Below are 21,244 nucleotides of genomic sequence, written 5' to 3'. Positions count from 1 at the left end.
CGCCGGTTCTGAGGTTCTCTCACGTTCGGACCGGTCGGAACCAGCAGATGAGTCTGGCCATATCCCTGCACATCAATGATGGAACCAGCCACGCCATCACGAATCAGCTCCGCCTTGACCGTTTCGGCGCGCTTGATGGAGAGTTCCATATTGTAATGCTCACCACGCGGTCCCTGATGGGCGGCGGAGGTATCTGTATACCCTGAAACCTGAATACGGGTCAGAGCCGTATGCCCGGACGCCTGAGCAGCCACGGCGACGATCGACCGTGCCCGGTCGCTAAGACCAGCCTCATCCCAGTCGAAGAACACAAGGTAGGTTCTGGCCGCTGCTGGCATCGGTGCCGGACTGACCTCCGCAGGTGGCGGAGGGGGCGGTGCTGGATTGAACTCGTAACGCAGGCCCAGCATCAGGGAATGATTGAAGTCCGTTGCCGTGCTGCGGTTATTTTCGGCCAGCCCATATTCCTTGACCGTATTGCGGCCGCCAACCGTGCCAAGCGCCGTTGCATGGAAACCCTGCGGGGCGAGCATGGTCCAGAAACGATATTCGGCTGTTGCGGAAAGTCCGACGACCCACGGCACCGGAAAGGCGAGACCGAAGATTCCCTGATAGGTAAAGCCACCATGAGTGCCCCGCACCTCCTCGGATAGGGAGCGGTCGAGGCCCGTGATGCTCGTATGCATATGGGTCCAGCCGTAGCCGATACCGGCACCGAAATACGGGAACAGCCAGCTTTTACCGATATCCAGATCGAACAGGGCGTTGGCCATCAGACCGGACGTCTGGCGACGCCCATCGCCCTTTGTGGCCACAGTGGCGGAGGAAAGCCGATGGTAATCCATGTTCCGGTAATTGCCTTCAAGTTCCACCCTGAAGCCGTTACCCAAACCGTAACCAATCGAGCCTATGCCGACAGCACCTGTTTTCCAAGTGTCGCGTCCGCTCGGCATGTTATGAGTCAGACGGACCTGCTGGTCCTGATTGAAAGTCGCACCACCCTCACCCGCAATATACAGACCCTGCACAGGCTGGGCGGAAGCAGCGGCGGACAAAGCGAGGACGACAAGCGGCGCCGACAGGATTGATCCCGTAAGAAACCCGTTACGCAGCTTCATCATGTTCTCCTCACATCTGCACCGATATCGACCGGACGCTTCGACCCGGTGCAATGTCACTGCACTATCACATGGCCTTGTTTTGCCGAAACCAAGCCTTCGCGCAACTCGCAACACCGTCCACAAGACTTTTAACTCTGAAAATTCTGCTCAGTCATCCGGCATTTAGCGCCGTTTTCTCAACATGTCTGCAAACCCGGAGAGCGCCGGGGGGTTGCATGCGCCGAGCGGCTTACCATGCATCTGTGGCTCTCATGCAACGCCTGAAGGGTTAAAGCAAGACGGCCTCGAAGGGAGGCGTTAGATCCTCGGTTTCAAATTCAAGGACCCACAGATCCGGATCACGCCCGACCTGTCTGTCCACATAGGCCTCCGCAGTCGCCTCATCGACAGGCTCAGCGCCGCTCCCCCTTATCCATGCAGGGGAACCATCCGGCGCACGAGTCTGGGCCAGCACGACAGCTTTTCTGTCACGCGAGGTGAGGATGGCTAGAACGCCTCCCGCATCCTCATCTCCACGACGACGACGAAATGCTGGGCATCCAGCGGAATTGGCCTGTCGCAACACGGCGCTGACCCATAAACCGGTCCTGAGACGGTGTTCTGCGCTCATTCAGCTTCCATTCCTGCCGTATCCGCCTCATCGGGAATCATGAAAAGAGCAGCCCTGTAGGCAGCCGGTGTCTCGAGAAGGTCACGTCCAACATCCAGATCAAGATCGCCTCCGAGCGCCGCCGGACAGGTTTTCCTGATTTCAAGGATGCGGGAAACTGGCACCGGATAGCGAACACTGCGTGACTGCCCCACGGATGCGTCGTCCGGCGTATGGCCTGCCCGCAGAGCAGCCATCTGCTTCTCCGTGTCCGCAGCTCCCCGGCTCGTGCAGACCTGTGGCATTACGCCCAGTCCCTGAAGTGGCCAGCCCAATGGCGCGATCACGCGGCTCCATGTCACGAACAGTTCACCACGATCGGGCAACTGGGCAACGGTCTGCACCAGTCCCTTCCCCATTGTTGAACTGCCCACCACCACGGCGCGGTGATGATCAGCCAGAGCCGCCGCAAGAATTTCCGCAGCACTCGCCGTGCGACCGTCCACCAGAACAACGACGGGGAGATGATTCGTCATGTCGCCGCCCTGCACGGCCCAGACATGATTCGCCTGCGGATCACGTCCCTTGGTGACAACCGCCACGCCATTGTCCAGCAGGAGGGCCGCAGCGGTGACAGCCTGTTGCAGCACCCCGCCCCTGTTGCCTCGCAGGTCGATAAGGATTCCGCGCAGATGGCGGTCCTGTGTCGCCTGATCGAGATACTGGCTCATTTCCTCCGCAGTCTCGGAAGAAAAGGAGGTGATGCGAATGATGACCAACGGCCCGGCGCTGAAAGCGAAGACCGTCTCAGGCGGAATTCTCTCCCGTCGCAGTTGCAGCGTGCGTGTGCGTTTCAGCGTCGGGGAATAAAACCGCACCGACACACTGCTTCCGGGAGCACCGGCGACAAGAGCGTTGACCTGCTCGACCGACCGTCCCACCACACTGTGCCCGTCAACGGCCACGATCCTTTCACCGACATCGACACCAGCCGGCCATGCGGGGCCATTGGTGTTGACAGCGCTTACAATCAGATGACGTGACGCCGTTCTGTTCCGGCCTGACGGAGGAACCGTCTGTTCATCAATCGTGATGCCGATTCCCGCATTACCGCCACTCCGCACTGTACGATCGGTTTCAGCGGGTGTCGGGCTGACATAACGGGAATACGGGTCGAGATGATTGAAAAGCTCGTCAAAGAAGCTCTGGGTCAGCCCGTCGCCCTGCACGCTCTGCAGAACCGATGAATGCTCGGTAGCAGACAGGAGGAAATCGGTCGTGAGTGCAGCCCAGTCCCTTGAGCTGTTCGCTACAGGCGCAGGACGCTTCAGAACAACTGACTGTCCCTGCATGAGCTGAATGCCATCCGGCACTTCTACAACGCGCAGGGCCGGATCCAGCGCGCTGATGCCTCCAAGTCCCCAGAGACACAGCTGACGCGCATCGTAGGGATGAAGAGTTCGGGGCTGTAAAAACTCCAGCGCTGTCTGGATGACCGTTCGCATGAGACTGGTGTTCAATCGTGGCGGAGCGTCCTTCTGTTCTGCCGCCTGTTCCCCGACAGCGATCTCATTCGGTGGTACGGCTGTCTCCCTGACCGCATCCTTCTGACCAACAACCGGAACAGCGGGCCCACGCGCCCCGTCCTTTTCCTCTTCCGGCGTTGCTGCCGCGTAGGCGCAGACAGCCGTAGTCAGCAGCCATACAGCGACAGCCAGAGGCAGAATCACTGGCCGAAGTTTACGGAAACCCTGATGGTTTGGAGAAAGCATCACGGACAGACGCGGGTTTCTCATGCGGAAAACCCTGCGCATTGAAAGATGCACTGAAAGACGTCGCGTGACAGACCGGCGATTCTGACACGCACGACGGCCCCCTTTCGCAGGGAAAAGAGTGCCCATGCCTCCGGAGAGGACGCTGCTGCGCCAGAACACGCTTCACTTCCCCCACACGAATCCGAAAGCATTTTTCGGTCTGCATTTTCCCTGAAGGGAAGGAGACCGGTTGTCTGCGTTTCCGTCAATGTGACCAGAGCGCCATCCGGGGTCGCACCAGTCACATGGCCGGTCCAGATCCTCTCCTGATCCTGACATAACCACAGCGCCAGCAGACGTTGCCGCGTCGCCGTGGAAGCCTCGGCGGCCCGGGCCTCGGTCACGGTCAGGTGGGCAGCCAGCGCAAATAGATCCCGGTCATCAGCAGAGGTCGCCTGTGCAGGCTGCCCTTCCGGAGCAATCGCTTCCAGAAGCATCCGGTGATTTGTCAGATCAGCATACCGACGAATAGGGCTGGTGAGATGCGCGTAAACATCCAGTTGCAGGCCCGCATGATGCGCTGGTTCAGCGGCGTAAACAGCGGGCAGACGTGGCACATCCGCCACAGCGCGGGCATCGGCATGAGACCGGAAAAGCGCGGCTTTCCCCTTGTCACGCAAAACCTGTGCACCGGCATGGCAAGCTGCAATCATGAAGGACTCGACAAGATGCCTGCTTTCAAGTGGACGGCTATCCGAAACACTTAAACGCCCGGTCTGCCTGTCCAGTTCCACACGAAGCAGATCCCTGTCTGCAACCTGTAGACAGCCACGCCGGATACGCGCCGCCCGCAACGCTTCATGCGCCGCATACAGCGTATCAACCCACGCACGCCCCAGATCGTCGTGCAGGACAGGCAGTCTGCCTTCTCGCATTGCCTCAAGCTGCTCGTAGGTCAGACGAGCGCAGCTCCGCATGACACCACGGTCGATATGGATGTGTGTCGGGAGCCCGTCGGCACTGAAACGAATGTCGAAAATAACACAAAACCGCTCTTCGTCTGGCCGAAGCGAACAGAGATCTTCCGACAAACGCGGGGGCAGCATCGGCACCACGCCGTCCGGAAAATAGACGGAATGTCCGCGTCGCCACGCTTCCTTGTCGAGCGCTGAATGAGGCGTGACGTAGTGGGAGACATCCGCAATGGCGACGAGCACCCGAAAACCCTCGCCTTCACGCTCTGCCCAAATGGCGTCATCAAAGTCACGGGCATCCGGGCCATCGACTGTCACGAATGGAATCGAGCGGAAATCCTTACGACCGGCCGGGAGCGGCCCCGCTTCAGGCGCGGTCAGTCGCAGCGCCTCGGACAACACGTCCGATGGAAACGCCTCCGGAAGGCCGTATTCAGCGCGCCCCATATCCGCGACAGCCAAGGGGGCATCCAGCTTGCCGAAACATTGCCGGATACAGCCATTATTATCTGCCTGAACGAAATCGCCTTCTTTCAGACTAAGGCGGTTTTCTGCCGGAACCGTGCGGCGACAGGCGCTCTGCGGGTCACACGCCCGCACCTCATCCCCGTCGAAAATACCGACAAAACAGACAGGTTCCTGTCGCTTCAGTATACGGGCTTCATAGCGGCTCGTGCCAACAGACCGCAGGCGCGCCAGCACACGCGCTCCTGCCACAAGGGGCGGTTCATCTGCGGGAGGTGGATGCACGAACACGATTGGCTGACCGCCTTTCGCCATAGCCCGCCTGCCGAGTACTTCGCCAGCCGCAATCCTGCCGAACGGCGCACCGTGCCGGTCCTGCCCCGTGATGACAACTTTAGCCAGCAGAGGCAGGTCCGGTTCGCCACGCAGCTTTCCGAGCAGGGCCTCTTCCCGAAACACGCCGTCAAGCGCCATCGCATGCAGCACGGCGCGCACCTGTTTCTTGCGATCAGGCGGTAGCCCAAGCCGACGAAGCAATTGCCCGGCGGTCAACGGCACAGAGGTCTCCCGCAGGGTCTGCGCCAGAACATCCCTGTCCGGCAGACCTACGCCCGAGGACAGGGATGTCGCTGTCTGAGCCCTCATTCAGCGGACGTCTGATCTTTCGCAGTCGCTGCTTTCTTCCGGGTAGCAGGCTTCTTTTTTGCCGCAGTGGTGGTTTTCGCCTTCGTCGCCTTTTTTGCAGGCTTCTCGGCATCGCCCTCCGCCTTGGCCTTGCTCTTCGCTGTGGTCTTGGCAGCCGCTTTGGTCGTCTTCTTTGCGCCTGCCTTGCCTCTCGGTTTCAGAGGCTTGCCCTTCTCAGCCAGCAGTTCCAGAGCGCCATCCAGCGTGACATCATCCATGCTTTCGCCACGCGCCAGATTGGCGACAACCTGACCATGCTGGACATACGGCCCGAACCGGCCCTTGCGCACCATGACCGGCTCGCCATCCTTCGGATGCGGCCCAAGGTTACGGATCGAGGCGATCTTCTTGGCCAGCGCGTCCACGGCCCGATTCAACCCGACCGTCAGAACGTCATCGTCCTTGTCGAGCGAACCGTAGATCGCGCCCATTTTCACATACGGACCAAAACGTCCCAGCCCAGCTTCGATCGGCTCATTGAATTCCGGATGAATGCCCACAATCCGGGGCAGGCTGAGAAGTCCGACCGCCTGATCCAGCGTCAGATTCTCCAGACTCAGCCCCTTCGGCAGAGAAGCGCGTTTCGGCTTGGCTTTCTTGTCCTCGGGGTTAGGTTCGCCCTGCTGGACATAAAGCCCCCAGGGTCCACGCTTGACCACAATGTCTTCACCGGTGACCGGATGCTGACCAAGCAGCTTCATCCCGTCTTTCAGCTCTTCGCTGCCGTCACCCTCACCGCCTTCGACGGCCAGTTTCCGGGTGTACTGACATTCCGGGTAGTTGGAGCAGCCGATAAAGGCCCCATAGCGTCCGAGTTTCAGCCCGAGACGGCCAGTGCCGCAGGACGTGCAGACTCGCGGATCGGTTCCGTCCGTCGTCGGCGGGAAGAAATGCGAGCCGAGATCCTGATCGAGTGCGTCGATGACCTCGGTGATGGTCAGGTCTTTTGTCTGCGCGACCGCAGCGGAAAAGGCCTGCCAGAAGGCGCTCATCACCTTGCGCCAGTCAGCGTGACCAGCAGAAATATCGTCAAGCTGCTCTTCAAGACCCGCCGTGAACTGCGGATCGACATAACGCTCGAAGAAGGAGACGAGGAACGCCGTGACCAGTCGTCCGCGATCTTCCGGCATGAAGCGCCGGGCTTCCAGACGCACATAGTTACGGTCTCTCAGAACCGTCAGAATGGAAGCGTAGGTGGAAGGGCGACCAATGCCAATCTCTTCCATCTTCTTGACCAGCGACGCTTCCGAATAACGCGGTGGCGGCTGGGTGAAGTGCTGTTCAGCCTCCACATCGCCACGCTTGAGCGGGTCGCGCTCGTTCATCGGCGGCAGCATACGGCTTTCGTCGTCAGCCGCCTTGTCGCTTTCGTCCCGGCCTTCCGTATAGAGTTTCAGGAAGCCATCGAAGGCGATGATCGAGCCAGTTGCACGCAGCACGGTCTTGCCGGGCTGATCGGCCACATCGACAGCCACCTGATCCAGTTCCGCAGACTGCATCTGGCTTGCGACAGCGCGCTTCCACACCAGCTCATACAGACGCCGCTGCTCGTCACTGAGATATTTGGCGACTGAAGCCGGTGTGCGACTGACATCGGTCGGGCGCACGGCTTCATGCGCTTCCTGCGCATTCTTGGCTTTGGTCGAATAGACACGCGGCTGGGCAGGCACATAATTTGCGCCGAAATCCTTGCCGATATGACGACGGATATCAGCGATTGCCTCTCCGGCCATCGTGACGCCATCGGTACGCATATAGGTGATCAGGCCAACCGTCTCGCCACCCAGATCGATGCCTTCATAGAGCTGCTGCGCTGTCCGCATGGTGTTCTGCGCACCCATGCCCAGCTTGCGAGAGGCCTCCTGCTGGAGAGTGGACGTCGTGAACGGCGGGGGCGGATTGCGCTTGACCTTCTTGCGTTCGACGGACTTGACCGCAAACGTGCCAGCCAGCACCGCATCCCGTGCGGCGAAAGCCTGTTCTTCATTCGCGAGGTCGAACTGGTCGAGCTTCTTGCCATCCAGATGCGTCAGGCGGGTTGTAAAAGGCGCACCGGCAGGCGTCAGGAATGTCGCGCCGACCGTCCAGTATTCCCGTGGCTTGAAGACTTCGATTTCAGCTTCACGCTCGCAGATCAGACGCAGGGCGACAGACTGCACACGACCGGCGCTCTTCGAGCCGGGCAGCTTGCGCCACAGAACGGGCGAGAGTGTGAAGCCGACAAGATAATCAAGCGCACGACGGGCGAGATAGGCCTCGATCAGCGGCATATCGAGGTCACGCGGATGCGCCATCGCTTCCTTGATGGCGCCCTTGGTGATCTCGTTGAACGTCACACGCTGGACGTTCACGCCCTTGAGCGCGTTCTTCTCGGCCAGCATGGCCTTGACGTGCCAGGAAATCGCCTCACCTTCCCGATCAGGGTCAGTGGCGAGATACAGTGTATGCGCGCCCTTCAGGGCCTTCACGATGGCCGCAACCTGCTTCTGGCCACGCTCATCGGACTGCCACTTCATGGCGAAATCTTCATCCGGCAGAACGGACCCGTCTTTCGGCGGCAGGTCACGGACGTGTCCGAACGAGGCGAGAACGGTATAACCGTCACCTAGATATTTATTGATCGTCTTCGCCTTGGCAGGCGACTCAACCACGACGACGTCAGTCATGCTCTCTCCGCGCCAGACCGGTGGGGAGAAAGAATCACCCCGTTCCGTCAGGCATCAACTGGACAACAGCTCCTCCGGGCAGCATCTCCACCCGGCCGGCAAGCTCAAGTTCGGTAAGCACCGTCAGAACCGCCGAGACCGAGACCTGACAGCGCCGCACCAGATCGTCAACCGGGACCGGTGTGAATGAGATAAGTGAAGGAATCATTCTTCTCACACGATCAAGGCCTGCATCGCCCGTCATGGAGGGGGTGCCCCATTCCTCCTGAGCCTCAGCAAACCCGGGTAACATCTGTTCCGCTGCCGCATGAGAATGGCGAAGATAAGGCAGGATATCCTCAATCGTTTCGACCAAATGCGCATTGCGGGTGCGCAAAAGATCGTTACTGCCCCGACAGCGCGGGTCGAGTGGTGATCCCGGCACTGCAAAAAGAGCACGGCTGTACCGATCTGCAAGTTGCGCTGTAATCAGACTGCCCGAGTTCATCGCGGCTTCGACAACGACCGTGCCAAGGGACAAACCGGCAATGAGACGATTACGTCGGGGGAAGTGCCGCGCCTGAGGCTGAGTGCCAAGCGGCGCTTCCGTCACCACTGCACCTTTTTCCGCAAGCAATGCCTGCAGGGCAGCATTTTCCGCCGGATAGACAACATCCAGCCCGCCTGCGATCGCGGCGACCGAACTGCCCCATTCAGGAAATTCACCATGTAGCGCGCCCCGGTGCGCCGCCGCATCGATCCCGCGAGCCAGACCGGAAATCACCGTGATCCCGGCATGGGACAGTTCGGTCGCAAGACTTTCCGCAAACCGCATTCCTGCCGCGGAAGCATTGCGTGCCCCCACGATTCCCACACTGCGCTGAGCCGACAGGCAGGCCGGATTACCGAGCATTGAAAGAATGGGCGGCGAATCAGGCAGTTCGGCCAGAAGTGGCGGATAATCAGGATCGAACAGGGTGATGATCCTGCCGCCAAGCGACAGGACGCCCTCGATCTCACGTTCAATTTCTGTCTGTTCAGGAATCCGGAGCGGCCCTTTGCGACCACCGCGCCGCGCCCGTTCCGGCAATGCCGCCAGCGCCTCTTCCGCAGACGGATGATCGTGCATAAGCCGACGCCATGTCACCGGCCCGACATTCTCGGTGCGGGCCAGCCGCAGAAGCGCCGGAAGATCGGGATTCAGCCGCCCGTCGTCGTTCACCGTGACGACTGGCCGATTCTGGGCTCGGTCCCGTTCAGAAGCCGGGCGATATTGGTGCGGTGCCGCATGAAAATGATGAAGGCGACCAGCACACCAGCCAGCGGCTTTTCCGATCCTGAAAAGGAGTGCCCGTTCAGGAAAAACAGGATCGCAGGCATGCAGGCGAAGGCCAGCAGTGCTCCGGCTGAGGAAATACGCGTCACTTTCGCGCCGATCAGCCAGATGAGGCAGCAGGCCAGTCCCGTAAGTGGCGACATCGCCAGCACGACACCGAGTCCCGTAGCCACGCCTTTTCCACCCTTGAAGCCAAGCCAGAGAGGAAAACAGTGCCCCAGCACGGCAAAGATTGCCGCCAGAGACGCGGCACGATCACCAAGCTCCGGCGGCGTCATCACCCATGCGATCAGCACGGCGAGCGCACCTTTCAGACCATCCAGAAAGAGTGTCGCTGCGGCCAGCTTCTTGTTGCCCGTGCGCAGAACGTTGGTCGCGCCGATATTACCCGAACCAATCTGACGGATATCGCCCTGCCCGGACGCTGCCGTCAGCAGCAGACCGAAAGGGATGCTTCCCAGCATGTAGGAAAGCAGCATGACACCCGCCAGCAACGTGCCGGACGACTCGAAAAAATTCACGCAGCACCTCCGAAGACCCGGCGACCGTTCTTCCAGGTGCCCATGACTTTCCCTTCCAGCGCCCTGCCGTCGAACGGCGTGTTCTGGGCGTGACCGGGAAGTTCGCCCGCAATCACCTGCCAAGCCCGGTCGGGATCAAACAGACAAAGATCCGCTGGCGCTCCGGCGACGAGTGTTCCGACAGGGCGCGCACCACTACGTGCAGCCTCACCGCTCACACCAAGCAGGGCCGCGGGCCTGCACGTCAGCAGCGCCAGCGCGTCACTCAGCGACAGGGTGCCGTCGTGATAGCGCGTCAAAGTGACACCTAGCAGCGTGGCCAGTCCGGTGCCGCCAGCCGAAGCCTGCGCGAACGGCAGACGCTTGTCGTCCGGGTCACGCGGCGCATGGTCGGAGGCAATAGCGTCGATCGTCCCGTCGGCCAGAGCCGCGCAGATGGCCAGACGATCATTCTCGCGGCGCAGCGGTGGCGAGAATTTGGCGTAGGTTCGGAAGTCACCGATCGCCGTCTCGTTGAGATCGAAATACTGAGGCGCTGTGTCACAGGTCACACGTATGCCGCGTGCCTTTGCCTGCCGGATCAGTTCGACGCCCTCGCCCGTAGAGACATGGCCGAAATGCAGACGACCACCAGTCATCTCCACCAACCGAATGTCACGGGCGATCATGATCGCTTCAGCCGCCGTCGGAATACCGGGCAAGCCGAGACGCAGGGCCAGTTCGCCCTCCGTCGCGCAACCGCCAGCCAGTGTCGGCTCTTCCGGATGCTGAACCACCAGCGCATCAAAAGCCTGCGCGTAGGTCAGCGCCAGTTTCATCTGACGCGCCGAGGCGATGGCGCGGTTACCGTCCGTGAAGGCCACCGCACCAGCTTCGGACAGCAAACCGATCTCGGCCAGTTCAGCGCCCTGGCAGCCCTTGGTGAGCGCGCCATACGGCAGGATCGAGACGTAATCCGGCTCCTCGCCGCGGAATCGCAGCATCCGGACCATGGCGGGATCGTCTATGGGCGGAGACCCGGTGGGCAGCACGGCGACCGTGGTCACACCGCCCGCAAAGGCAGCGCGAGAAGCCGATTTGACCGTCTCGCGATATTCGTGACCCGGTTCACCAATCTCGACGCGCATATCGACAAGGCCGGGACAGAGAACAGCGCCCTGCCCGTCTACAATTTCCGCACCTTCCGGCTTGCCTTCCGCGTCCGGCAGATCATGTCCCACGATCATACCGTCACGGACCAGAAGCCGTCCCGGCTTGTCCAGTCCGGACGCGGGATCAATCAGACGCACATTTTCGAAAACAGTGCAGGCGCTCATGACCGACCTCCACGGGACAGACGATCCAGCACGGCCATGCGCACGGCGACTCCCATCTCCACCTGCTCGCGAATCACGCTCTGATCGGAGTCCGCGATCTGGCTGGCGATCTCCACGCCACGATTCATTGGGCCGGGATGCATGACCAGCGCGCCCGGCTTCGCCAGATCGAGACGCCGCTGATCCAGGCCGTAATAGCGAAAATACTCACGCGCGCTGGGGATCAGACCGCCTGACATCCGCTCCTTCTGAAGACGCAGCATCATCACCACATCAACATCACGCAGACCGGTTTCCATGGAATGATGAACCTCGACACCGAGGCTCGCCATCGAACGCGGCACCAGCGTCGGAGGGCCGACCAGACGGACCTTGTTCGCCATGGAAGTCAGCAGATGAATGTTCGACCGCGCCACGCGGGAATGGGCGATGTCACCACAGATGGCGACAGTCAGCCCTTCCAGACGTCCCAGATGCCGGCGGATGGTCAGCGCATCGAGCAGCGCCTGCGTCGGATGCTCATGCGTCCCGTCACCTGCATTGATAACGGCGGCATCGACCTTCTGAGCCAGCAACGCAGGCGCGCCGGACTGGGAATGACGCACCACCAGCAGGTCAGTCCGCATGGCGTTCAATGTCGCCGCCGTGTCCAGCAGGGTCTCGCCCTTGTTCACCGACGACTGCGCGACTGACATGTTCACCACATCAGCGCCAAGACGCTTGCCCGCCAGTTCGAAGGATGTACGCGTGCGCGTGCTATCCTCGAAGAACAGGTTGATGAGCGTACGCCCCCGAAGCAGATCCCGCGGTGTCTTGCGGGAGCGACTCAGGAGCGCATAGCTCTCGGCCAGATCAAGAATGGGTTCTATTCGGGAGGGGTGCATCCCCTGAATCCCGAGAAGGTGTCGGTCCGAGGGACCGAAAAAACGGGAGCCCCCGGATGACGCCTCAGCCATTCTGAACGGCCCCTATCCGTGCCAACACTTCATCACGCCCCAGCGCCGCAGCAGTAGCATCAATGCCCGGCGAGACTGTCGTGCCACACAGAGCGGCGCGCAGCGGCTGGGCGACCTTGCCGAGTTTCAGCTCGTGCTTTTCAGCAAACAGCTTGAGCGCTTCATGCACCGGTTCCGCCGTGAAAGGTTCGACCACGGCCAAATCGCGGGCCAGTTCGCCAAGCATCTGACGGTTTTCCGGGGTCAACTGCTTCTCAGCCTTCGCATCGAAAGACAGAGGCACCTGACGACCAAGGAACGCGGCGCTGCCGGTCAGTTCGACCAGTGTGCGGGCACGCTCCTTGAGACCGGGCATCAGTTCCAACACGCGCTTGCGCACTTCCGGCCCCGTCTCCACACCTTCACGGCCAGCCAGACGCTCCATGACGTCATTGGTCAGACGCTCGTCATCGGCTTCACGCAGATAGACGGCGTTAACGTGTTCCAGCTTGGTGTAGTCCATCCGCGAAGCTGAACGGCCCACGCCGGACAGGTCAAACAGACGGATCTGCTCATCACGGGACAGGATTTCCGCGTCGCCATGACCCCAGCCGAGGCGCAGCAGGTAGTTGCAGAGCGCTTCCGGCAGGTAGCCCATCTCGCGGAATTCGACGACCGACTGCGCACCGTGACGCTTGGACAGCTTCGCCCCATCGGGACCGTGGATCAGCGGCAGATGCGCGAAGCGCGGCGCTTCCCAGCCCATCGCACGATAGATCATCAGCTGACGGAATGTGTTGGTCAGGTGATCGTCGCCACGGATGACATGGGTGATCTCCATATCGTGGTCGTCCACCACAACGGCGTGCTGATAGGTTGGCGTACCGTCGGAGCGGAGGATGATCATGTCGTCCAGCTCGGCATTGGCCACGCGGACCTCGCCCTGCACGAGATCCTCGATCACGTTCTCGCCCTCACGCGGGGCCTTGATGCGGATGGCATACGGCGCACCGGCAGGCGCTTCGGACGGGTCGCGGTCGCGCCACATGCCGTTGTAGCGGGGCGGCTTGCCCTCGGCCACGGCGGCCTCACGCATTTCCTTCAGCTCTTCCGGCGTGCAGAAGCACTTGTAGGCCTTGCCCTCCGCCAGAAGCTGGAGAGCGACTTCCCTGTGGCGATCTTCCCGCGCTGACTGGAACACGGGTTCACCGTCCCATGTCAGGCCCATCCATTTCAGGCCATCGAAAATCACGCCCACGGCTTTCTGCGTGGAGCGTTCCTTGTCGGTGTCCTCAATGCGGAGCACGAACTGGCCACCGCAATGGCGGGCATAGAGGAAATTGAAGAGGGCGGCGCGGGCGTTGCCGATATGCAGCAACCCGGTCGGGGATGGGGCAAAGCGCGTACGAACGGTCATGATCGGGTGCATATCACGGAGCCGGAGGGACGGCTATGGAGATTTCGGAAACACCCTCCTGAAGGAAACGCGGCTGTCATGTCTAATGGAGAATGCGGCTCTACTGAATGGCAGGCTGCAACCGCACCATTTCCATAAGAGCGAAGCGCAGTTCCGTCTGGTCGCCCGGCATCCGGTCGATATAGCGCAGCAGAACGGGCAGTATGGCCGCCGCGCGCGCCTGATCCTGTCGCCACAGACGCAGAAACACCTGCAATCGGCGTGAAAGCCACGGGGAACTGGCCTTGTTCTGCGCCTGTTCGCGCACTTCGATGACATACATGCCGACCGTCATGATCGCCATATGCTGCGAGAAACGGGCGAAAACCACGTCATCAGGCACATTGCGGGCCGTCCGCACCGTCCGGACCATGCTGTCCGCGTTCATGATCAGCCAGCCACGCTCTGACATACGGCTGGTCGGATAGGTCAGATCACGCAGACACCGCTGCGCCCACACAATGGTCCGGCGCAGATGGTCATCAGGACGGAATGTCAGCACAAAGCGGAACATGACAGCGGAGAAAAACACCGCGCCGAGGAAGGCTGAGGTACCGTTCAGGAACGAAATCTCGTCATAGCGTCCGGTGTTCGCAGGGCCGATCAGGACCGGCAGAAACATGTTGAACGAAAAGGCGTGGTTGATCAGCCGTGGCGTGCGGGCCGCCAGACCACCCACCACCATCGGCACCATCAGCGCACCGGCCAGAAGCTCCGGCGAGGTCACGCCCGGCACCACCAGCACAACAAAGATTCCCGCCACGAATGCGCACCACATTGCGCCGCGCACGAAACCACCCGTTGCCAATGTTGGCGTTTCCCGCGTGGCGAGCAGGCCGTAGACCAGCGCCACATAGGAGACGAAGGTGATGCCGGACGGCCAGCCCGTGACCTCCCACAGCAGCCACGCGCCCATGATCCCGGCGGCTGCCCGGATACCGTTGCGCATGCCTTCCACACCCTGTCGCACGGAACGGGATGTAAAGCGGAATCGATCACCCCGCTGGGGAGAGACAATCATCCCGACATGCCCGTCGGCATTGGTGAGACTACGCTGAATGGTGGGCCAACTGGCGTCCGCCCTCCTCCGGGCAAACGCCGCCAGCAGGGACGCCAGAGCTGCGCGGGCGTGGTCCGCCGCCCGTCCCGTCGTCGGCCCCATCTCCAGCACGTCATATTCAATGCGGGTCGCCGCCGCCATGATGTCAGCGAGAAGAGCCTGCTGCACAGGTCGTGAGAAATCCGCTGCCTGAAGCATTGCGCTGGTATGAGCGGCGACACTTTGCAGGCGCTTCACGAGGTTTCGACGCGCATTTCCTTCCATGTCCGGAAGGAACATCATCGTCGCCACACCTTCGCAGACGATGCCGAGAATGATGTATGTTCCGCGCGCCATTGCCACGGAAAAAGCAGCGTCCGGATCCGGAATGGCGTCCACCGCGACGATGGCCGTAGTGAAACCGGCCACCAGAAAGCCGTAACTCCGAAACCCGTCGAAGAAGGTGGCGCAGCCACAGCACAGGCCGATCCACGCAGCCAGCCCCACGAAGAAAATAGCGGCCTGCTGAGGAAAGGAGGCGATCAAAGCCACGCCGACGGAGCAGCCCACCACCGTTCCGACCATCCGCCACCGGGCCTTGGACATCGACTCACCGCGGGAGGCGGTCGCGACGACCCAGACCGTCAGTGGGGCCCATTGCGGGCTGCCCAGTTCCATCCACATGGCGACGAGAAGAGAAAAGATCGCAGCGCAGGAGGTGCGCACAGCGAAACCGAGATTCGCAGCAGACGGTGCGAAAAGCCAGCTCCAGTTCCGCGCTGCCATCGCCGTTGTCACGTTTATCTAGATTCCTGCCATCAGTTGATCGTGACGTTGCAAGCAGACGATAGCGAGAAAAAAGTCCAAGTCTTTCTGATGATGAAATTATAAACGGCGCTTATAATGTTGCGCTCAAAGCATGAGAGCGCTTCCCAGATCCAGTCCGGTCACGGTATCCCAGGCGCATCGCATCAGCGCACTCACCAGTGGTTTCCGAAGCCTGATCACTCCCACCGGCACCTCCGGCGAAGGCTCCAGGCGACGAATGTTGAGCCCCTGCCCTTCACTATTGAGTGGCAGCGCCGCAATCGGCAGAATGGACGCCAGCCGTCCCGCTTTCAGCTCGGCATGCAACAGTTCAAGGGCATTGGTTTCGAACTGGACATCAGGCTTTTGCACGCCTGCCTTCTCAAAAGCATCGTCCACGATCTGACGGCTTTTCATCGACCGGTCGAAGAGACAGAGTGGCAGCTCGGCTGCCTGCGACCAGTTACAACGTGTCCGCCCGGGCAGGCTCACGCCCGGAGCGGCAGCCAGAACATGCTGCTCCTTATAAAGCGGATGCTCTTCCATGTTGGGAACGGCTGTCGATTGGTCGAGATAGATCAGTCCAAGATTGAAACGCTCTTCCGACAGACCGTGCATCACCTCCGCAGAAGACACGACCGTCACCTCCAGATGCAACGCCGGGATCGCGGCACGCAGGCTTTCCGCCAACAAAGAGGCAATCTGTATGGCGGGCGGCATGATTCCAATGGACAGCGAACCGCCCGCCACATTATGCGCGAACCCTGCTTCCTGCTTCAGCCCATCCAGAGCCGCCAGACTCTGTCGTGCCCATGCGACGACGCGTTCCCCCTCCGGCGTAAGCCCCAGAACACGATGACGTCGAAGAACGATGGACACACCAAGTTCATGCTCAAGCTGGCGAATGGCGGTCGAAAGAGCGGGCTGGGACACGCCGCAATGGGCGGCCGCACGCGAGAAGTGTCGGAAGTGATCAAGCGCGACCAGATAATTCAACTGCCGGAGAAACATCCGATCTTCCCTTCGCCTTGTCTGTTGCGACCATCCCAGAATGGGATGTCATAACCGGAAAACGCCTGATCGAGGAAAGCCGGGTAGTTATGGCAGAGAGCAGAATCGAGTAGAATCTTGCGGCCAGTTGCAGAAACATGCTGCATGCGTGAGCACCCTGACATTGCAGCGAGAATATCGAATTTTCGACAATTTCATTACGGTTCCAATAAAAAACAAAAACGGATAATCAATTCTTCATGGGAACATCTCTGCGACCTATCGCGTTTTCGACTGAGTGACATCCTGAAATTCGAAAAGGAAACACCATGACGACCGTATTGATAACGGGTGCAGGCACTGGTTTTGGCCATGAAGTTTCGCTGCGCATGGCAGAAAAAGGCTTTGATGTCATTGCTGGCGTGGAAATTGCCGCACAGGTCTTTACGCTTTCGCAGGAGGCTAAAAAACGAGGCGTTTCCCTGCGCGTCGAAAAACTCGACGTGACCTGCGATGGAGACCGGCAGAAAGCGGCTGACTGGGACGTGGATATCCTGCTGAACAATGCAGGTATTTCAGAAGGCGGTTCCGTCGCCGACATTCCGGCGGACAATCTCCGCTGGCAGTATGAAGTCAACATCGTGGGGCCAGTCGCACTGACACAGATCGTGCTGAGAAACATGGTCAAGAAAAAGAAGGGAAAGATCGTCTTCATGTCTTCCGTGGCCGGTCTGACCACGGACCCGTTCGCAGGAGCCTATTCTTCCTCAAAACACGCTATCGAGGCGATTGCATCGGCTCTTAGTCAGGAGGTCAAGGAATTCGGGATCGAAGTGGCGACAGTCAATCCCGGCCCGTTCCTGACCGGTTTCAACGACCGCATGTTCGAGACCTGGGAAAGCTGGGAGGATGATCCTTCAGAGCGGCTCTTTGACTATAGCAAGATCGCTTTCCCGCATGAGCAGTATGACCCCGAGCCGGTCTTTGAGACGACCGTTGGCGTTCTGAGCGGTGAAATCCAGACCTATCGCAATGTCGAACCCAAGGAGATCATTGCCGAGCAGCGTGAACAGCTCAACGCCGTCTGGACCCAGAAGGTTACGGATGGACTGGGAGAGCGCGCTCCCCTCGTTCAGAAGGCTTACGACATCAAGCCCGGCACGCCGGTAAAGTAAGCCGATCCCTTTCGACTTCGGATGAGCACGTCCGAAAGTCATGAGACAAAAAAGCCTGCCTCTGCTTTCGCGGAGGCAGGCTTTTTAAACACCCTCAGACAAGGCGATAGTGCTTATTCAGCAGCAACCGCCACGCTTCGGTTCGGAACAATGACCGAAACCACGCCAGCCACGATGATGTTGACCACCAGAGCAATCAACCCCGTGGAAACCAGTTCGGACCAGCCGCCGATGGCGAGTGTGTGAACCGGCTTCAGACCATCAGACCAGCACATCCCCAGACCAACGACCGTACCGACAACCCAGCCCGCCAGCATGCCGGTCGATGAGAACCGGAACCTTGTTGTCAGACCGAGGATCAGCGCAGGGAACGTCTGAAGAATGATCACGCCACCCAGCAGCTGAAGATCGATGGCGAACTTCGCGTTCAGGAACATCACGCAAAGCAGAGCGCCGAGCTTCACACCGAAGGCCGCGATCCGCGAGGTCGTCACGCCTGCATAGCTCTTCGGCAGGATGTTATTCGTCAGCAGGTTCGCTGCACCGATCGCCATGACGGCGGCAGGAACGAGCGCGCCGACAGCAATCGCCGCGAAGGCAAAGCCTGCGAACCAGTCCGGGAACAGCTTCAGGAACAGGTAAGGCACCACCATGGAGGACACAGTCGTGTCGATCCCGGCAACGTGCGCCATCATGCCGAGCAGAGCGATCAGCCCGAGGACAATGGTGTAGATCGGCAGATAGACAGCGTTCTGTTTGACCGTGTCGGCAGATTTCGCCGCCAGAATACCCGTCAGCGTGTGTGGATACAGAAACGCAGCCAGAGCGGAAGACAGTGCCAGCGTCGCATAAGGCATTAACTGACTGGCCTTCATGACATGGTCGCCATCAGGCATCGCCACGACACTATTCATGACATCAAACATATGACCATAGCCGCCCAGCTTGATCGGGATCAGCGTCACAGCAGCAATCACCGCAATGTAGATCATAATGTCCTTGATGAACGCCGTCAGCGCAGGCGCATGCAGACCGCCCAGCCATGTATAAGCGGCGAGCGAGACAAAGGCGATGACCAGCGGGATTTCGCCAGAAAAGCCAAGCGCCTGCACGACCGTACGGATACCGATCAGCTGGAGCGCAATGTAGGGCATGACCGCGATCAGCCCGGAAAAAGCAACAGCCAGTTCGAGGGTGCGGCTACCGAAACGCGCCCGGATCATGTCCGCCGCAGTAGCATGACCGCCGTCGTTGGCGATCTTCCACAGTTTCGGCATGACGATGAAGATGAACGGATAGACGATGATGGTGTAGGGCAGCGCAAAGAAACCGTAAGCGCCGACCGCATAGACCAGAGCCGGAACCGCGATGACGGTATAGGCCGTATAGAAGTCGCCGCCGACCAGAAACCAGGTGACCCAGGCCCCGAACTCACGTCCGCCCAGACCCCATTCTTCCGTGCCGTGCCCACCATGCCCTTCGACATGGGGAGCCGGAGGCGCTTTCTTTCCGCCTGAAAACCAGCCTTTCCAGTGAGAAACCGTGCTTCCTGCGACAATCGTCAGCCCGAAAAACAGGACAAAGACGACAAGCGCGATCGTATCAGCTGCGGGAATGCCGTTCATGACTGCTCTCCCTTTTTCCAGGCAAGCCAGATCAGAACCGAGGTGACCGGCACCCAGGCGAACTGGTACCAATAGAAAAACGGGAATCCGAGCAGCATCGGAGTCTGGTGGTTATAGAAGGGCACCCACAGCAACCCGATGAAGGGCGCTATAAGCAGGATATTGAAAATTTTCATTAAGCGACCACTTCTTATTATTCGTGTGTGTGTCGGATTTGTTGACACTGTAAAATGACCATCGGGAAGTCAATAGATCTTCCCGTGAAAGCCCAGTTTGATGCCATTTTCACAAGCTTTTCATCCGGCCCGTGATCACACCCGCCTCGGTGGTCTGTTTTACGATGTCGTGGAGCCTGCCAGCTTCCCCATGCACAAGCTGCGCTACCGGAACAACCGCGCGGCGGCCACGGTCGGTCTCGATACGCTGACCGAGGACGAATGGGTCGAACATTTCGGCCGGTTCAAGCCTCTTCCCGGCTCCCTGCCGCACCCCCTGGCGCTCCGGTATCATGGCCACCAGTTCCGACAGTACAACCCTGATCTCGGCGATGGCCGCGGTTTTCTGTTCGCACAGTTACGCGATGACACCGGGCGTCTGCTCGACCTCGGCACCAAGGGCAGCGGTCGCACGCCCTGGTCACGCGGCGGCGACGGTCGTCTGACGCTCAAGGGCGGCGTGCGAGAAATTCTGGCCGCCTCCATGCTGGAAGCGCTGGGTGTTGAGACCTCTCGCGCTTTCAGCCTGATTGAGACCGGAGAAAATCTGGAGCGTCACGACGAGCCGTCCCCGACGCGCTCGGCTGTCCTCGTGCGGCTCGGCCACTCCCACATCCGTATCGGCACCTTCCAGCGCCTTGCGGCCAATGCCGAGACAGAAGCGCTGAAGCAGCTCGTCACCTACGTAAGGGAAACCTACTACCCCGATCTGTCCGTCCCGGAAGACGGCAACGAAGCGCTGGCGCTGTTTGAAGCCGTGTGTAGCCGCGTTGCCCGTGTGGGTGCCCAGTGGATGGCTGCGGGCTTTGTGCATGGCGTTCTGAACACGGACAATATCGCCATTACGGGCGAGAGTTTCGATTATGGTCCGTGGCGGTTCCTGCCCCGGTTCGATGCAAACTTTACTGCCGCCTATTTCGACCATAACGGCCTGTACGCCTATGGACGCCAGCCTCAGGCACTGCTGTGGAATCTGGCCCGTCTGGCCGAATGTCTGCTGGAATTTGCTCCACACGCTGGGCTGACAGACGTTCTTTCCCGCTTCCCGGCGCTTTATGAACGGGAACTGGATCTCGCATGGTGCCGTCGTCTGGGCGTGCGTCCGGACACCGTCGAAACAGACCGCGCCTTGCGACATGCGGTAACACTGTTCATGGAAACCTCAGGCATTCCGTTCCATTGCCTTCCCTTCGACTGGTATGGGGGCAGTGGTGGTGCGGAGCGTGCGCTGAATGGCGAGCGTGGTGATCTCTATCGTGACAGCGCGTTTGCTGAGGCGCGCGGTCTGCTCGAAAAACGGGATCCGGTCGCCTCCTATTCCGCAGATCATCCTTATTTTTCAAGCGGTCAGCCCTGTGACATGCTCATCACAACGGTCGAGGCGCTTTGGACAAAACTAAGCGAGCAGGATGACTGGGCCGCGCTTGGAGACAAGCTGACCGAGATTGATCTGATGGCTGACGCTCTGGGGCAGTATCGCGCCCCGTGAACATGAAGTCAGGGCAACCTTCTTCACGAACTCAAAAAATCTTCGCTTTTTGGCCATATCCGGGCTTTAAGAACGGTTCCTCACCTTTTGGATGCACCCTGCACGCGA

Annotated in this window: 17 protein-coding genes; 2 read left to right on the top strand and 15 right to left on the bottom strand. The window is 60.1% G+C overall.

Annotated elements, in window-relative coordinates:
- From B3759_RS05620 to B3759_RS05560, 13 genes are all read right to left on the bottom strand, one after another.
- A partial coding sequence (locus B3759_RS05620; RefSeq protein ID WP_408736450.1) for an OmpA family protein occupies positions 1–1,118 on the bottom strand: 1,118 nt, incomplete at its 3' end.
- A 271-nt stretch (positions 1,119–1,389) separates the two neighbouring features.
- Positions 1,390–1,731: a DUF1491 family protein gene (locus B3759_RS05615; RefSeq protein WP_291364459.1), complete on the bottom strand. Its 342-nt coding sequence runs from the start codon at positions 1,729–1,731 to the stop codon at positions 1,390–1,392.
- A complete protein-coding gene (locus tag B3759_RS05610; protein ID WP_291364457.1) occupies positions 1,728–3,506 on the bottom strand; it encodes a S41 family peptidase in 1,779 nt (592 codons plus the stop codon). The genes B3759_RS05615 and B3759_RS05610 overlap by 4 nt, the downstream gene beginning before the upstream one ends.
- Positions 3,503–5,548 carry an RNB domain-containing ribonuclease gene (locus tag B3759_RS05605; RefSeq protein ID WP_291364455.1) on the bottom strand — a complete coding sequence of 682 codons (2,046 nt, stop codon included), beginning with the start codon at positions 5,546–5,548 and terminating at the stop codon, positions 3,503–3,505. The genes B3759_RS05610 and B3759_RS05605 overlap by 4 nt, the downstream gene beginning before the upstream one ends.
- Entirely contained in the window at positions 5,545–8,253 is a 2,709-nt protein-coding gene (gene topA, locus B3759_RS05600; RefSeq protein WP_291364453.1) for a type I DNA topoisomerase, read from the bottom strand. Before topA ends, B3759_RS05605 begins: the two co-directional genes overlap by 4 nt.
- Before the next feature lie 34 nt (positions 8,254–8,287).
- Entirely contained in the window at positions 8,288–9,454 is a 1,167-nt protein-coding gene (dprA, locus tag B3759_RS05595; RefSeq protein WP_291364450.1) for a DNA-processing protein DprA, read from the bottom strand.
- Positions 9,451–10,047, bottom strand: a complete 597-nt coding sequence (gene plsY / locus B3759_RS05590; protein ID WP_180952869.1) for a glycerol-3-phosphate 1-O-acyltransferase PlsY — start codon at positions 10,045–10,047, stop codon at positions 9,451–9,453. Before plsY ends, dprA begins: the two co-directional genes overlap by 4 nt.
- 38 nt (positions 10,048–10,085) lie before the next feature.
- Positions 10,086–11,405, bottom strand: coding sequence for a dihydroorotase (locus tag B3759_RS05585; RefSeq protein WP_291364447.1), 1,320 nt, complete (start codon positions 11,403–11,405; stop codon positions 10,086–10,088).
- Positions 11,402–12,361, bottom strand: coding sequence for an aspartate carbamoyltransferase catalytic subunit (locus B3759_RS05580; protein WP_291364445.1), 960 nt, complete (start codon positions 12,359–12,361; stop codon positions 11,402–11,404). The genes B3759_RS05585 and B3759_RS05580 overlap by 4 nt, the downstream gene beginning before the upstream one ends.
- Positions 12,354–13,757 carry a glutamate--tRNA ligase gene (gene gltX / locus B3759_RS05575; protein ID WP_291364444.1) on the bottom strand — a complete coding sequence of 468 codons (1,404 nt, stop codon included), beginning with the start codon at positions 13,755–13,757 and terminating at the stop codon, positions 12,354–12,356. Before gltX ends, B3759_RS05580 begins: the two co-directional genes overlap by 8 nt.
- A 100-nt stretch (positions 13,758–13,857) precedes the next feature.
- On the bottom strand, positions 13,858–15,633 hold the full coding sequence (locus B3759_RS05570; protein ID WP_291364442.1) for an FUSC family protein: 1,776 nt from the start codon (positions 15,631–15,633) through the stop codon (positions 13,858–13,860).
- Between the two features lie 114 nt (positions 15,634–15,747).
- Complete coding sequence (locus B3759_RS05565) at positions 15,748–16,653, bottom strand: LysR family transcriptional regulator (protein ID WP_291364440.1); 906 nt, start codon at positions 16,651–16,653, stop codon at positions 15,748–15,750.
- Complete coding sequence (locus B3759_RS05560) at positions 16,635–16,799, bottom strand: hypothetical protein (RefSeq protein WP_291364438.1); 165 nt, start codon at positions 16,797–16,799, stop codon at positions 16,635–16,637. Before B3759_RS05560 ends, B3759_RS05565 begins: the two co-directional genes overlap by 19 nt.
- 162 nt (positions 16,800–16,961) lie before the next feature.
- Here B3759_RS05560 and B3759_RS05555 point away from each other — a divergent pair, with 162 nt between their 5' ends.
- Complete coding sequence (locus B3759_RS05555) at positions 16,962–17,807, top strand: SDR family oxidoreductase (protein ID WP_291364436.1); 846 nt, start codon at positions 16,962–16,964, stop codon at positions 17,805–17,807.
- 113 nt (positions 17,808–17,920) lie between these two features.
- Here the strand turns inward: B3759_RS05555 and B3759_RS05550 are convergent, their stop codons facing one another.
- Together B3759_RS05550 and B3759_RS05545 are read right to left on the bottom strand one after the other, a co-directional pair.
- Positions 17,921–19,432 (bottom strand): sodium:solute symporter family protein, encoded by a 1,512-nt coding sequence (locus B3759_RS05550; protein ID WP_291364435.1) that lies wholly within the window; start codon positions 19,430–19,432, stop codon positions 17,921–17,923.
- Entirely contained in the window at positions 19,429–19,608 is a 180-nt protein-coding gene (locus B3759_RS05545; protein ID WP_291364434.1) for a DUF3311 domain-containing protein, read from the bottom strand. Before B3759_RS05545 ends, B3759_RS05550 begins: the two co-directional genes overlap by 4 nt.
- Positions 19,609–19,708: 100 nt before the next feature.
- Between B3759_RS05545 and B3759_RS05540 the strand changes: the two genes are divergently transcribed.
- A complete protein-coding gene (locus B3759_RS05540) occupies positions 19,709–21,136 on the top strand; it encodes a protein adenylyltransferase SelO family protein (protein ID WP_291364433.1) in 1,428 nt (475 codons plus the stop codon).
- Positions 21,137–21,244 lie beyond the last annotated feature (108 nt).

Origin of the sequence: Acetobacter sp. UBA5411, from assembly GCF_002409645.1 — a bacterium.
Taxonomy (GTDB): Bacteria; Pseudomonadota; Alphaproteobacteria; order Acetobacterales; family Acetobacteraceae; genus Acetobacter.
This window is presented reverse-complemented; position numbering and strand designations above follow the sequence as displayed.